Raw genomic sequence first — 13675 nt, 5'->3', positions numbered from 1 at the left:
TTTAGCCTGAACGACGACGATTACGCGGTGCGCTGTTACGGCGCGGACCATTGCCAGAACGCGCGCGGGTCAGGCGCTTCGGCGGCGGAAGCTCGCTTAACAGCGCTTCCGGGTTATATTTACTGACCGGAATTGAGTGGCCGATATAGGTCTCAATGGCGGGCAGATTCAGCGCGTACTCTTCACAGGCCAGGCTGATGGAGTGCCCGCTGGCGCCCGCACGACCGGTACGCCCGATACGGTGAACGTAATCTTCGCAGTCATCCGGCAGGTCATAGTTGAAGACGTGCGTGACCGCCGGGATGTGCAGGCCGCGCGCGGCGACATCCGTTGCAACCAGAATATCCAGATCGCCACGGGTAAACTCTTCAAGAATGCGCAGACGTTTTTTCTGTGCGACATCGCCCGTTAACAGACCAACACGGTGTCCATCCGCAGCCAGGTGGCCCCAGATATCTTCACAGCGGTGTTTAGTGTTGGCGAAAACGATCGCGCGATCCGGCCACTCTTCTTCAATGAGCGACTGCAGCAGACGCATTTTCTCTTCGTTAGAAGGGTAGAAGAGCTCTTCTTTAATACGGTGGCCGGTTTTCTGTTCCGGTTCCACTTCGACGTATTCGGCGTTGTTCATCTGTTCGAACGCCAGTTCACGGACGCGATAAGAGAGCGTGGCCGAGAACAGCATATTCAGACGCTGGTTAGCGGCAGGCATGCGACGGAACAGCCAACGGATATCTTTAATAAAGCCGAGATCGTACATGCGATCGGCTTCGTCCAGCACCACAACCTGGATAGCGCCGAGGTTAATGTGGTTCTGCTTCGCGTAATCGATAAGACGGCCGGTGGTGCCGATCAGAATATCGACGCCGCTTTCCAGCACTTTCAGCTGTTTGTCATAACCGTCACCGCCGTAGGCCAGGCCGAGTTTCAGGCCGGTAGCTTGCGCCAGGGGTTCTGCATCAGCGTGGATCTGGACCGCCAGTTCTCGCGTCGGTGCCATAATCAGCGCGCGCGGTTGGTTAACTTTACGGTCAGCAATTGCCGGATGAGAGAGTAAATAATGAAACGTTGACGTTAAAAACGCCATCGTTTTGCCGGTACCGGTTTGCGCCTGCCCTGCAACGTCGCGACCCGCCAGCGTCAGCGGAAGGGCGAGAGCCTGAATGGGCGTGCAGTTATGAAACCCTTTTGTTTCAAGGGCTTCGATCACTTTTGGGTGCAGGGCGAAGTCGGAAAACTTCTGTTCTGTTAAATGTGTTTTGCTCATAGTGTGGTAGAATATCAGCTTACTATTGCTTTACGAAAGCGTATCCGGTGAAATAAAGTCAACCTTTAGTTGGTTAATGCGACATCAACAGGTCGTTGATGGATGCAAGATCAACGCGCCAGGCTTATTCCTGTGGAGTTATATATGAGCGATAAAATTATTCACCTGACTGACGACAGTTTTGACACGGACGTACTTAAAGCTGACGGGCTGATCCTCGTCGATTTCTGGGCTGAATGGTGTGGTCCTTGCAAAATGATCGCCCCGATTCTGGATGAGATCGCCGACGAATATCAGGGCAAACTGACCGTGGCTAAACTGAACATCGACCAGAACCCGGGCACCGCGCCAAAATATGGCATCCGCGGCATCCCGACTCTGCTGCTGTTTAAAAACGGTGAAGTGGCAGCGACCAAAGTGGGCGCCCTGTCCAAAGGTCAGCTGAAAGAGTTCCTGGACGCCAATCTGGCGTAAGGCTTCTCGTCTGTGCGTCCAGGGTTTCTAAATTGTTTGGATCTCTGGACGCCCGGCTTGAGTCGTGCTAAGTTACCTATGACTTCGTTTTAAACATACCTTGTTGTTTGAATCTTGTTTTACCCGATACTTCCCGTTGTTGACATAAACAGTGCGAGAAGTGGATAGATTCCGGGCTTGTCACTCAATCCGTCTTGTCGTTTCAGTTCTGTGCTTTCCCTGTGAGCAGACAGCGAACAGACATGAGTTGATAGCCGTTAACAGGCATGGATGACCCTGCCATACCATTCACAAATTAAGTTCGAGTATTACCCCGAGTTTAAGAACCCACACCATTATGAATCTTACCGAATTAAAGAATACGCCGGTTTCTGAGCTGATCACTCTCGGCGAAAATATGGGGCTGGAAAACCAGGCTCGTATGCGCAAGCAGGACATCATTTTTGCCATCCTGAAGCAGCACGCAAAGAGTGGCGAAGATATCTTTGGCGACGGTGTGCTGGAGATATTGCAGGACGGATTTGGTTTCCTCCGCTCTGCAGACAGCTCCTACCTCGCCGGTCCTGATGATATCTACGTTTCTCCCAGCCAAATCCGCCGTTTCAACCTCCGCACTGGTGACACCATTTCAGGTAAGATTCGTCCTCCTAAAGAGGGTGAACGCTACTTTGCGCTGCTGAAAGTTAACGAAGTTAACTACGATAAGCCGGAAAACTCGCGCAATAAGATCCTGTTCGAAAACTTAACGCCGCTGCACGCGAACTCTCGCCTGCGCATGGAGCGTGGTAACGGTTCTACCGAAGATTTAACCGCTCGCGTTCTGGATCTGGCTTCGCCGATTGGTCGCGGTCAGCGTGGTCTGATTGTCGCGCCGCCAAAAGCGGGTAAAACCATGCTGCTGCAGAACATCGCGCAGAGCATCGCTTACAACCACCCAGACTGCGTACTGATGGTACTGCTGATTGACGAACGTCCGGAAGAAGTGACCGAGATGCAGCGTCTGGTGAAAGGTGAAGTTGTGGCGTCGACCTTTGACGAACCTGCCTCCCGCCACGTTCAGGTTGCTGAAATGGTTATCGAGAAGGCGAAGCGTCTGGTTGAGCATAAGAAAGACGTTATCATCCTGCTTGACTCCATCACCCGTCTGGCGCGTGCCTACAACACCGTGGTGCCAGCGTCCGGTAAAGTCTTGACCGGTGGTGTGGATGCCAACGCCCTGCATCGTCCGAAGCGTTTCTTCGGTGCTGCGCGTAACGTGGAAGAGGGCGGCAGCCTGACCATCATCGCAACCGCGCTGATCGATACCGGTTCGAAGATGGATGAAGTAATTTACGAAGAGTTTAAAGGTACAGGCAACATGGAACTGCACCTGTCGCGTAAAATCGCTGAAAAACGCGTCTTCCCGGCTATCGACTACAACCGTTCCGGTACCCGTAAAGAAGAGCTGCTCACCACTCAGGAAGAGCTGCAGAAAATGTGGATCCTGCGCAAAATTATCCATCCAATGGGTGAAATCGACGCGATGGAGTTCCTCATTAACAAGCTGGCGATGACCAAAACTAACGATGATTTCTTCGATATGATGAAACGCTCGTAATATAAATAAAGCGCCGAAACGCCACGTTTTTACGTGGCGTTTTTCTTTTATGGCTTATACGCTGTAACAGTAAGCTGTCAAATTATACTGCCGGGGACGAAAATCGGAATGTTCGTCAAAGCAGAAAAGTAATTGTCTGAAAAATAAACAAAGGGACTTGGGCGAGGCCTGCTTTTTCCTTCTTGAGCCGAGCCTTCAAGGTTATACTTTCGGGATTAACATTTGTTGAGAGCATCCATTGTGAATCTACTCACTGCGGTGACTGAGCTAATCAGTATTTTTCTTTTTACCACCTGTTTTTTATTCCTCGCCCGTAAGGTCGCGAAGAGAGTCGGACTGGTGGATAAGCCCAATTATCGTAAACGCCATCAAGGCTTGATTCCGCTGGTTGGTGGGATCTCGGTTTACGCGGGTATCTGCTTCACCTTCGCCATTGCGGATTATTATATCCCTCATGCGGCACTCTATCTGGCCTGTGCCGGCGTGCTGGTGCTGGTTGGCGCGCTGGATGACCGATACGATATCAGCGTCAAATTCCGCGCCGCGGTTCAGGCGGCTATCGGCGTCATCATGATGGTGGTAGGGAAACTCTATCTCAGCAGCCTGGGCTACATCTTTGGCACCTGGGAGATGGTACTGGGGCCATTCGGCTACTTCCTGACGTTGTTTGCCGTATGGGCGGCGATTAACGCCTTTAACATGGTAGACGGCATTGACGGTCTGCTTGGTGGGCTCTCCAGCGTCTCCTTCGCGGCTATCGGCATCATCCTCTGGTTTGATGGCCAGTACAGCCTGTCGATGTGGTGCTTCGCGATGATCGCCGCCATTCTGCCTTATATCTGCCTTAACCTCGGTGTCCTGGGACGTCGCTACAAGGTCTTTATGGGGGATGCCGGCAGTACGCTGATTGGCTTTACCATCATCTGGATCCTGCTGGAAACTACTCAGGGTAACACCCATCCAATCAGTCCGGTGACGGCCCTGTGGATCATCGCCATTCCATTGATGGATATGGTGGCAATAATGTACCGCCGTCTGCGTAAAGGCATGAGTCCCTTCTCCCCAGACCGCCAGCATATTCATCATCTTATTATGCGTGCCGGCTTCACCTCACGACAGGCATTTGTCTTGATTACGCTGGCCGCTGCGCTGTTAGCCGGGATTGGCGTTGCCGCAGAATATGCACATTTCATTCCTGAATGGGTAATGTTGGTATTATTCTTGCTTGCATTTTTCCTGTACGGCTACTGTATTAAACGCGCATGGAAAGTAGCGCGCTTTATTAAACGCGTAAAACGCCGTATGCGTAGAAATAATGGCAATAACCCAACTTTAACTAAGTAAATCGGGACTGTAATGACTCAACCGTTGGCGGGAGCAAAATCAGTGGTAACTGAGAATGAGCTGGATGTTCGTGGCTTGTTCCGCGTGTTATGGGCGGGCAAGTTTTGGATTGCAGGTATTGCGCTGGGCTTTGCACTTATCGCTCTGGCCTATACCTTTTTCGCCAGACAAGAGTGGAGTGCGACGGCGATTACCGACCGTCCTACGGTGAATATGCTTGGAGGTTTCTACTCTCAGCAACAGTTTCTGCAGAATCTGGATGTAAAAGCGAATCCTGCGACCGCCGACCAGACTTCGGTAATGGACGAGTCCTACAAAGAGTTTGTTATGCAGCTCGCCTCCTGGGATACGCGCCGTGATTTCTGGAACCAGACCGACTATTTCAAACAGAGAATGGTCGGCAACAGCAAAGCCGATGCAGCCCTGCTGGATGAGCTGATCAACAACATTCAGTTTATGGCGGGCGATCCGCTGCGCAACATCAACGACAGCGTCAAGCTGATCGCTGAAACCGCGCCGGACGCGAATAACCTGCTGCGTCAGTATGTCGCTTTCGCCAGCCAGCGCGCAGCAAGCCACCTTAATGATGAGCTGAAAGGCGCCTGGGCGGCGCGTACCGTGCAGATGAAAGCGCAGGTCAAACGTCAGGAAGAGGTCGCCAAAGCCATCTTTAACCGCCGGGTACATAACCTCGATCAGGCGCTGAAGATTGCTGAAAAGAGCAATATCTCGCGCAGTGAAACCGATGTGCCTGCCGATGAACTGCCCGATTCTGAAATGTTCCTGCTGGGGCGTCCTATGCTCCAGGCGCGCCTGGAAAATCTGCAGGCCGTTGGGCCAGATTTTGACCTCGATTACGACCAGAACCGCGCCATGCTCAACACCCTCAACGTCGGTCCGACACTGGACCCGCGTTTTCAGACCTATCGTTATTTGCGAACACCTGAAGAACCTGTAAAACGCGATAGTCCACGTCGCGCATTCCTGATGATTATGTGGGGGATTGTGGGTGCTTTAATTGGCGCAGGCGTGGCATTAACCCGTCGTCGCAAAATTTAAGAACGCCGTCTACGATGAAGGCTGCTGGCCTTCATCGCTTAATCGAAGAGAATCGATGTGAAAGTACTCACTGTCTTTGGTACAAGGCCGGAAGCCATCAAGATGGCGCCTCTGGTCCATGCGCTGGCAAGCGACCCTTATTTTGAGGCGAAAGTTTGCGTTACCGCGCAGCATCGGGAGATGCTGGATCAGGTCCTAAAACTCTTTTCCATTGTTCCCGACTACGACCTCAATATTATGAAGCCGGGGCAAGGGCTAACCGAAATTACCTGCCGTATTCTGGAAGGTTTAAAACCTATTCTGGAATCGTTCAGGCCGGATGTCGTGCTGGTGCACGGCGATACCACCACCACCATCGCCACCAGTCTGGCGGCATTCTATCAACGTATTCCGGTTGGACATGTCGAAGCCGGTTTACGCACGGGCGATCTCTCCTCCCCGTGGCCAGAAGAGGCGAACCGGACCCTGACCGGGCATCTGGCAATGTATCACTTTGCGCCAACCGAGAACTCCCGTCAGAACCTGCTGCGCGAAAACGTTAACGACCAGCACATTTTTGTCACCGGCAACACGGTGATCGACGCGCTGATCTGGGTGCGCGACCGGGTGCTGGCGAACGACAGCCTGCGTGGGCAACTGGCCGAACAGTATCCGTTCCTCGCTAACGGTAAAAAGATGATTCTGGTCACCGGACACCGGCGGGAAAGTTTTGGCCAGGGCTTCGAGCAAATTTGCCATGCGCTGGCTGAAATCGCCGCGCGTAACGAAGATGTCCAGATCGTCTATCCGGTGCATCTGAACCCTAATGTCAGCGAGCCGGTCAACCGCATCCTGGGGCATGTCAAAAACGTCATACTTATTGAGCCGCAGGACTATCTGCCATTCGTCTGGCTGATGAACCATGCCTGGCTGATCCTGACGGACTCAGGCGGAATTCAGGAAGAAGCGCCTTCACTGGGGAAACCGGTGCTGGTGATGCGTGAAACCACCGAGCGTCCTGAAGCGGTTAAAGCGGGGACGGTAAGGCTGGTGGGGACCGATTCACGAGCCATCGTGGAAGAGGTGACGCGCCTGCTACATAACAACGAAGAGTATCAGGCCATGAGCCGGGCCCATAACCCGTATGGTGATGGCCAGGCCTGTGACCGCATTTTGTACGCACTTAAACACAATCGGGTATCGCTATGAGTTTTACTACCATTTCTGTCATTGGTCTTGGCTACATTGGGCTGCCCACGGCGGCGGCATTTGCCTCCCGTCAAAAACAGGTAGTGGGTGTTGATATCAACCAGCATGCGGTTGAGACGATCAACAAGGGTGAAATTCATATCGTTGAGCCAGATCTCGACAAGGTGGTAAAAACCGCCGTTGAAGGGGGATACCTCAGGGCCAGTACCACACCAGTGGTTGCCGATGCCTACCTGATTGCTGTGCCGACGCCATTCAAAGGCGAGCATGAGCCGGATATGGCCTATGTCGAAGCGGCAGCGAAATCCATCGCCCCGGTACTAAAAAAAGGCGCGCTGGTGATCCTCGAATCCACCTCACCGGTGGGTGCCACCGAGCAAATGGCCCAGTGGCTGGCTGAGGCGCGCCCGGATCTGACTTTCCCGCAGCAGGCGGGCGAGCAGGCCGATATCAACGTCGCCTACTGCCCGGAGCGCGTGCTGCCGGGGCAGGTGATGGTCGAACTGATTAAAAACGATCGGGTTATTGGCGGCATGACTCCGGTCTGTTCCGCCCGCGCCAGCGAGCTGTATAACATCTTCCTCGAAGGCGAGTGCGTGGTGACCAACTCCCGTACCGCTGAGATGTGCAAACTCACCGAAAACAGCTTCCGCGACGTGAACATTGCGTTTGCTAATGAGCTGTCGCTGATTTGCGCCGATCAGGGGATTAACGTCTGGGAACTGATTCGTCTGGCGAACCGCCATCCGCGCGTGAATATCCTGCAACCCGGGCCGGGCGTAGGCGGCCACTGCATCGCGGTCGACCCGTGGTTTATCGTGTCGCAGAACCCCCAGCAGGCGCGTCTTATCCGTACCGCCCGCGAAGTTAACGACAGCAAGCCGCACTGGGTACTGAACCAGGTGAAAGCCACCCTGGCAGATTACCTGACCCAAAGCGGCAAGCGCGCGAACGAGGTGACCATCGCCTGTTTTGGTCTCGCCTTTAAGCCGAACATTGACGATCTGCGTGAAAGCCCGGCGATGGAAATTGCTGAGATGATTGCCGACTGGCACAGCGGTGAAACGCAGGTGGTGGAACCCAATATTCATGAACTGCCGAAAAAACTGGCTGGACACTGCGCCCTGACCAGCGTTGAAGAGGCGCTGGCAACCGCCGATGTGCTGGTGCTGCTGGTGGACCATAACGAGTTTAAAGCGATCCAGGGCGAGGCCGTCCGTCAGGAATTTATCGTTGATACCAAAGGGGTCTGGCGTTGAGTCAGCTCCACGGTGCGTTACAGCCGCTGGAGTGGGAAAGCGAGTTTTTTGCCCTTCCCACGGCGCTTGTGCGCCTCTCTGATGATGCTCCGCTGCTGACGGCTTCCGGGCTGGACGCCTGGCAGCGGGTGCAGGCTAAAATTCCGGCCACCCGCGCCGACTGGCTGGACGCCTTACAGGCGCAGGGCTTCAGGCTGGTGGAAGGCGAAGTCGATCTCGCCATTACCGTGACGCACCACGCTTGCCCTGGCGCGGAACCTGCGATGGAGCAGGATATCCCGGCGCTGCGCCAGCTGGCTGCTCAGGCCTTTGCGCAGAGCCGCTTTCGCGCCCCCTGGTACGCACCTGACGACAGCGGTCGCTTCTATGCCCAGTGGATCGAGAATGCGGTAAAAGGCACCTTCGACCATCTCTGCCTGGTGTTCCGCGCGCCGGATAGCGCCATCCAGGGCTTTGTCTCCCTGCGCAAGCTCAGCGACAACGAGGCGCGTATCGGTCTGCTGGCCGGGCGCGGCATGGGCGAGAAGTTAATGCAGGCGGCGCTGCACTGGGCGCAGCAACAGCAGATTTCTACTTTGCGGGTGGCGACCCAGATGGGCAACACCGCCGCGCTTAAACGTTATATCGCAAGCGGCGGCAACATCGAAACGACCGCTTACTGGCTATACAGGTGACAAGATGATCCCATTTAATGCGCCTCCTGTGGTGGGCACCGAACTCGATTACATGCAGTCTGCGATGGGCAGCGGCAAACTTTGCGGCGATGGCGGCTATACGCGCCGTTGCCAGCAGTGGATGGAGCAGCGCTTTCAGAGCGCGAAAGTCCTCCTGACCCCCTCCTGCACCGCCTCGCTGGAGATGGCGGCCCTGTTGCTGGACATTGGTCCTGGCGACGAAGTGATCATGCCGAGCTACACCTTTGTCTCCACCGCCAACGCTTTCGTGCTGCGCGGGGCGAAAATCGTCTTTGTCGATATCCGTCCGGATACCATGAACATTGACGAGACGCTGATTGAAGCGGCGATCACCGACAAGACCCGCGCCATCGTGCCGGTACACTATGCCGGGGTGGCGTGCGAGATGGACACCATCATGGCGATTGCCAAAAAGCATAACCTGTACGTGGTGGAAGATGCCGCACAGGGAGTAATGTCCACCTACAAGGGCCGCGCGTTGGGCACCATCGGGCACATCGGCTGCTTCAGCTTCCACGAAACCAAAAACTACACCGCAGGCGGAGAAGGCGGCGCGACGTTGATTAACGATCGCGCCCTGGTGGAGCGCGCGGAGATCATCCGCGAGAAAGGGACCAACCGCAGCCAGTTCTTCCGTGGGCAGGTGGATAAGTACACCTGGCGCGATATCGGCTCCAGCTATCTGATGGCGGATCTGCAGGCGGCGTACCTGTGGGCACAGCTGGAGGCGGCAGACCGTATCAACCAGCAGCGTCTGGCGCTGTGGCAGACCTATCACGATGCGCTGGCTCCCCTGGCGCGCAAGGGCCGTATCGAGCTGCCGACCATTCCGGCAGAATGCGTCCATAACGCCCATATGTTCTATATCAAGCTGCGGGATAACGACGATCGCAGCGCGCTTATTGCATACCTGAAAGAGGCCGAAATTCTGGCGGTGTTCCACTATATTCCGCTGCACTCCAGCCCGGCGGGGGAAGCCTTTGGTCAGTTCGTGGGTGAAGATCGCTTTACCTCCAAAGAAAGTGAGCGGTTACTCCGCTTACCGCTGTTCTACAACCTCGCGGCGGTCAACCAGCGCACGGTGATCAATACCCTTCTGAGTTATTTCGGCTGATATGTCTCTGGCGAAAGCATCGGTGTGGACCGCCGCGTCCACACTCGTCAAGATCGGCGCGGGATTGCTGGTGGTAAAACTGCTGGCCGTCTCCTTTGGCCCGGCGGGTGTCGGGCAGGCGGGGAACTTTCGCCAGCTGGTCACCGTCCTCGGTGTACTGGCCGGGGCGGGGATCTTTAACGGCGTGACCAAGTACGTGGCGCAATATCATGACGATAAGGCGCAATTACGCACGGTGGTGGGTACCTCATCAGCGATGGTGCTGGGCTTTTCCACCCTGCTGGCGGTCGTCTTTTTACTGGCGGCTGCACCCATCAGCCAGGGGCTGTTCGGTCACACGGGCTATCAGGGTCTGGTAAGGCTGGTGGCGCTGGTGCAGATGGGCATCGCCTGGGCGAACCTGCTGCTGGCGCTGATGAAAGGCTTTCGCGATGCTGCCGGTAATGCGCTGGCGCTCATCGTCGGTAGCGTCATCGGGGTGGTTGCCTATTACGTCTGCTACCGGCTGGGCGGCTATGAAGGCGCACTGCTGGGGCTGGCGCTGGTGCCCGCGCTGGTGGTCGTTCCGGCGGCGTTTATGCTGATGCGCAGGGGCACAATTCCGCTGCACTATCTGAAGCCCGGATGGGATCGGCTTCTGGCGGGGCAGCTGGGCAAATTTACCCTGATGGCGCTTATCACCTCCGTCACCTTGCCGGTGGCCTACGTGATGATGCGAAACCTGCTGGCGGCGCACTACAGCTGGGATGAGGTGGGGATCTGGCAGGGGGTCAGCAGCATCTCCGATGCCTATCTGCAGTTTATTACCGCCTCCTTTAGCGTCTACCTGCTGCCCACGCTCTCACGGCTCACCGCCCGGCAGGAGATCACCCGCGAGATCCTCCGTTCGCTGCGCTTCGTCTTACCGGCGGTGGCGGTTGCCAGCTTTACCGTCTGGCTGCTGCGCGATGTCGCCATCTGGCTGCTGTTTTCCGCCAAATTTACCGCGATGCGCGACCTGTTCGCCTGGCAGTTGGTGGGGGACGTACTGAAAGTAGGCGCTTACGTCTTTGGCTATCTGGTGATTGCTAAAGCGTCGCTGCGGCTCTACATTCTGGCGGAAATCAGCCAGTTTGCGTTGCTGACGGCATTCTCTCACTGGTTGATCCCCGCGCATGGCGCGCTGGGAGCGGCTCAGGCCTATATGGCCACCTATATTGTCTATTTTGCTGCCTGTTGCGGCGTCTTTTTACTTTGGCATAAACGCGCATGACTGCACTGATTCACGTCCTGGGATCGGATATCCCACACCATAACCAGACCGTACTGCGGTTCTTTAATGATGAACTGGCTCCCGGCAGCGCGCTGGCGCGCGAATTTATGGTGGTGGGTAAGGACACCGGCCTTAGCGCCGCCTTCCCGGCACTGCAGCTGACCTTCTGGCCGGACAAAGCCACGCTTGCGAAAGCGGTGATCGCCAAAGCCAAAGCCAACCGCCAGCAGCGGTTCTTTTTTCACGGGCAGTTTAATACCGGCCTGTGGCTGGCCTTGTTGAGTGGTGGGATCAGGCCCGCGCAGTTTAACTGGCATATCTGGGGCGCCGACCTGTATGAAGTCTCCCGGGGCTGGAAGTTCCGTCTCTTCTACCCGCTGCGGCGTATGGCGCAGGGGCGGGTGGGCTGCATCTTTGCCACCCGCGGCGATTTAAACTATTTCGCAAAACAGCATCCGAACGTGCGCGGTGAGCTGCTCTATTTTCCGACCCGCATGGACCCGTCGCTGAACGGGTTAGCCCGGGAGGTGAAACGGGAGGGTAAACTGACGATTCTGGTGGGTAACTCTGGAGATCGCAGTAACGAACATATTGCGGCCCTGAAGGCGGTTCATCAGCAGTTTGGCGATACGGTCAACGTGATCGTGCCGATGGGCTATCCTGCTAATAACGCGGCATACATCGATGAAGTCCGTCAGAGTGGACAGGCATTATTCAGCCCGGACAATTTGCAGATCCTCAGCGATAAGCTGGCCTTTGAGGACTATCTCGCCCTGCTGCGTCAGTGCGATCTGGGCTATTTCATTTTTGCGCGCCAGCAGGGGATCGGCACGCTCTGTCTGCTGATCCAGGCGGGCATTCCCTGTGTGCTTAATCGCGAAAACCCGTTCTGGCAGGACATGGCCGAACAGCACATTCCGGTGCTGTTTACCACTGATGACCTGAACGAAGAGGTGGTGCGTGAAGCCCAGCGACAGCTTGCGCAGGTGGATAAAAACGCCATCGACTTCTTCAGCCCGAACTACCTTACGCCGTGGCACCAGGCGCTGCGGATCGCCTCAGGAGAGAATGCATGAGCCAGTTGCAATTTAGCGGCCTGCTGGTCATCTGGCTTCTGAGCGCCTTGTTTATCGCCACGCTGACGTGGTTTGAATTCCGCCGGGTGCGCTTTAACTTCAACGTCTTCTTCTCGCTGCTGTTTCTGCTGACCTTTTACTTCGGCTTCCCGCTGACCAGCGTGCTGGTGTTCCGCTTCGATGTGGCCGTCGTACCGCCGGAGATCCTGATGCAGGCGCTGCTGTCGGCCACCTGCTTCTATGGGGTCTATTACGTCGCCTATAAGACGCGGCTGAAACCGGCCAGCAGCGACGCATCGCGACGGCCTTTGTTCACCATGAACCGGGTTGAGACGCATCTGACCTGGATGATGCTGATGGGCATTGCCCTTGTCACTGTCGGTATCTTCTTCATGCACAACGGCTTTTTGCTGTTCAAGCTGCACTCCTACAGCCAGATCTTCTCCAGCGAAGTCTCCGGGGTGGCGCTTAAGCGTTTCTTCTATTTCTTCATTCCGGCGATGCTGGTGATCTATTTCCTGCGTCAGGATGCCCGGGCGTGGCTCTTCTTCCTGGTCAGTACCGTGGCGTTTGGCCTGCTGACCTATATGATTGTCGGCGGCACGCGTGCAAACATCATTATCGCCTTCGCGATCTTCCTGTTTATCGGCATTATTCGCGGCTGGATCTCGCTGTGGATGCTGGCTGCGGCGGGTGTGCTGGGGATTGTGGGGATGTTCTGGCTGGCGCTGAAGCGCTACGGCATGGATGTCAGCGGCGACGAAGCGTTTTACACCTTCCTGTACCTCACCCGCGACACCTTCTCGCCGTGGGAAAACTTAGCCCTGCTGCTGCAGAACTACGACAAAATCGATTTTCAGGGGCTGGCGCCCATTGTTCGCGATTTTTATGTCTTTATCCCCACCTGGCTGTGGCCGGACAGACCGGGCGTGGTGCTGAATACGGCAAACTACTTTACCTGGGAAGTGCTGAACAACCACTCCGGGCTGGCAATCTCACCGACGCTGATAGGTTCGCTGGTGGTGATGGGCGGCGGCTGGTTTATCCTGCCTGGGGCGATTGCCGTTGGGCTGATTATAAAATGGTTCGACTGGCTCTATACGCTGGGCAATCAGGAGACCAACCGCTATAAGGCAGCGATTTTGCATAGTTTCTGTTTCGGTGCCATTTTCAATATGATCGTACTGGCGCGAGAAGGGCTGGATTCGTTCGTCTCCCGCGTGGTCTTTTTCATGGTGGTTTTTGGCGCCTGTCTGCTGATGGCGAAGCTGCTGTACTGGCTGTTCGACAGCGCCGGGTTAGTGCATAAGCGCGAACCGGTAAACGGCAGGGCGCTTTCGCGAGTCTGAG

At 55.7% G+C, this 13675-nt stretch carries 12 protein-coding genes; 11 read left to right on the top strand and 1 reads right to left on the bottom strand.

Annotation, left to right across the window (positions count from 1 at the left end):
• Position 1 precedes the first annotated feature (1 nt).
• Positions 2-1267 carry an ATP-dependent RNA helicase RhlB gene (rhlB, locus tag ACOKCT_RS20990; RefSeq protein ID WP_103177466.1) on the bottom strand — a complete coding sequence of 422 codons (1266 nt, stop codon included), beginning with the start codon at positions 1265-1267 and terminating at the stop codon, positions 2-4.
• A 144-nt stretch (positions 1268-1411) separates the two neighbouring features.
• On the opposite strand from rhlB, the gene trxA reads away from it, so the two are divergent.
• From trxA to wzyE, 11 genes are all read left to right on the top strand, one after another.
• Positions 1412-1741, top strand: coding sequence for a thioredoxin TrxA (gene trxA / locus ACOKCT_RS20985; RefSeq protein ID WP_006179218.1), 330 nt, complete (start codon positions 1412-1414; stop codon positions 1739-1741).
• Positions 1742-2078: 337 nt separating this feature from the next.
• Positions 2079-3338 (top strand): transcription termination factor Rho, encoded by a 1260-nt coding sequence (gene rho, locus ACOKCT_RS20980; RefSeq protein WP_001054528.1) that lies wholly within the window; start codon positions 2079-2081, stop codon positions 3336-3338.
• 240 nt (positions 3339-3578) lie between these two features.
• Positions 3579-4682 carry a UDP-N-acetylglucosamine--undecaprenyl-phosphate N-acetylglucosaminephosphotransferase gene (gene wecA / locus ACOKCT_RS20975; RefSeq protein ID WP_103177465.1) on the top strand — a complete coding sequence of 368 codons (1104 nt, stop codon included), beginning with the start codon at positions 3579-3581 and terminating at the stop codon, positions 4680-4682.
• 12 nt (positions 4683-4694) lie between these two features.
• The gene (gene wzzE / locus ACOKCT_RS20970; protein WP_103177464.1) at positions 4695-5741 is read left to right on the top strand and encodes an ECA polysaccharide chain length modulation protein; all 1047 of its coding nucleotides are present in this window, start codon (positions 4695-4697) and stop codon (positions 5739-5741) included.
• Positions 5742-5798: 57 nt separating this feature from the next.
• Entirely contained in the window at positions 5799-6929 is a 1131-nt protein-coding gene (gene wecB / locus ACOKCT_RS20965) for a non-hydrolyzing UDP-N-acetylglucosamine 2-epimerase (RefSeq protein ID WP_103177463.1), read from the top strand.
• Positions 6926-8188, top strand: a complete 1263-nt coding sequence (wecC, locus tag ACOKCT_RS20960) for a UDP-N-acetyl-D-mannosamine dehydrogenase (RefSeq protein ID WP_103177462.1) — start codon at positions 6926-6928, stop codon at positions 8186-8188. Before wecB ends, wecC begins: the two co-directional genes overlap by 4 nt.
• A complete protein-coding gene (rffC, locus tag ACOKCT_RS20955; protein WP_420193854.1) occupies positions 8185-8862 on the top strand; it encodes a dTDP-4-amino-4,6-dideoxy-D-galactose acyltransferase in 678 nt (225 codons plus the stop codon). Before wecC ends, rffC begins: the two co-directional genes overlap by 4 nt.
• Positions 8863-8866: 4 nt before the next feature.
• Positions 8867-9997 carry a dTDP-4-amino-4,6-dideoxygalactose transaminase gene (gene rffA / locus ACOKCT_RS20950; protein ID WP_420193853.1) on the top strand — a complete coding sequence of 377 codons (1131 nt, stop codon included), beginning with the start codon at positions 8867-8869 and terminating at the stop codon, positions 9995-9997.
• 1 nt (position 9998) lies between these two features.
• Positions 9999-11249 carry a lipid III flippase WzxE gene (gene wzxE, locus ACOKCT_RS20945; protein WP_214422512.1) on the top strand — a complete coding sequence of 417 codons (1251 nt, stop codon included), beginning with the start codon at positions 9999-10001 and terminating at the stop codon, positions 11247-11249.
• Positions 11246-12325 carry a TDP-N-acetylfucosamine:lipid II N-acetylfucosaminyltransferase gene (locus tag ACOKCT_RS20940; protein WP_420193852.1) on the top strand — a complete coding sequence of 360 codons (1080 nt, stop codon included), beginning with the start codon at positions 11246-11248 and terminating at the stop codon, positions 12323-12325. The genes wzxE and ACOKCT_RS20940 overlap by 4 nt, the downstream gene beginning before the upstream one ends.
• A complete protein-coding gene (gene wzyE, locus ACOKCT_RS20935) occupies positions 12322-13674 on the top strand; it encodes an ECA oligosaccharide polymerase (protein ID WP_103177457.1) in 1353 nt (450 codons plus the stop codon). The genes ACOKCT_RS20940 and wzyE overlap by 4 nt, the downstream gene beginning before the upstream one ends.
• Position 13675: the final 1 nt, after the last annotated feature.

The sequence above is a fragment of the Leclercia sp. M-A074-M genome, from assembly GCF_965195605.1.
Lineage (GTDB): Bacteria > Pseudomonadota > Gammaproteobacteria > Enterobacterales > Enterobacteriaceae > Enterobacter.
This window is presented reverse-complemented; position numbering and strand designations above follow the sequence as displayed.

Coding starts and splice junctions, on each gene's coding strand:
- wzxE (WP_214422512.1), top strand. CDS start 9,999: ATGTCTCTGGCGAAAGCATCGGTGTGGACCGCCGCGTCCACACTCGTC.
- ACOKCT_RS20940 (WP_420193852.1), top strand. CDS start 11,246: ATGACTGCACTGATTCACGTCCTGGGATCGGATATCCCACACCATAAC.
- trxA (WP_006179218.1), top strand. CDS start 1,412: ATGAGCGATAAAATTATTCACCTGACTGACGACAGTTTTGACACGGAC.
- wzyE (WP_103177457.1), top strand. CDS start 12,322: ATGAGCCAGTTGCAATTTAGCGGCCTGCTGGTCATCTGGCTTCTGAGC.
- wecC (WP_103177462.1), top strand. CDS start 6,926: ATGAGTTTTACTACCATTTCTGTCATTGGTCTTGGCTACATTGGGCTG.
- rffA (WP_420193853.1), top strand. CDS start 8,867: ATGATCCCATTTAATGCGCCTCCTGTGGTGGGCACCGAACTCGATTAC.
- rho (WP_001054528.1), top strand. CDS start 2,079: ATGAATCTTACCGAATTAAAGAATACGCCGGTTTCTGAGCTGATCACT.
- rhlB (WP_103177466.1), bottom strand. CDS start 1,267: ATGAGCAAAACACATTTAACAGAACAGAAGTTTTCCGACTTCGCCCTG.
- wzzE (WP_103177464.1), top strand. CDS start 4,695: ATGACTCAACCGTTGGCGGGAGCAAAATCAGTGGTAACTGAGAATGAG.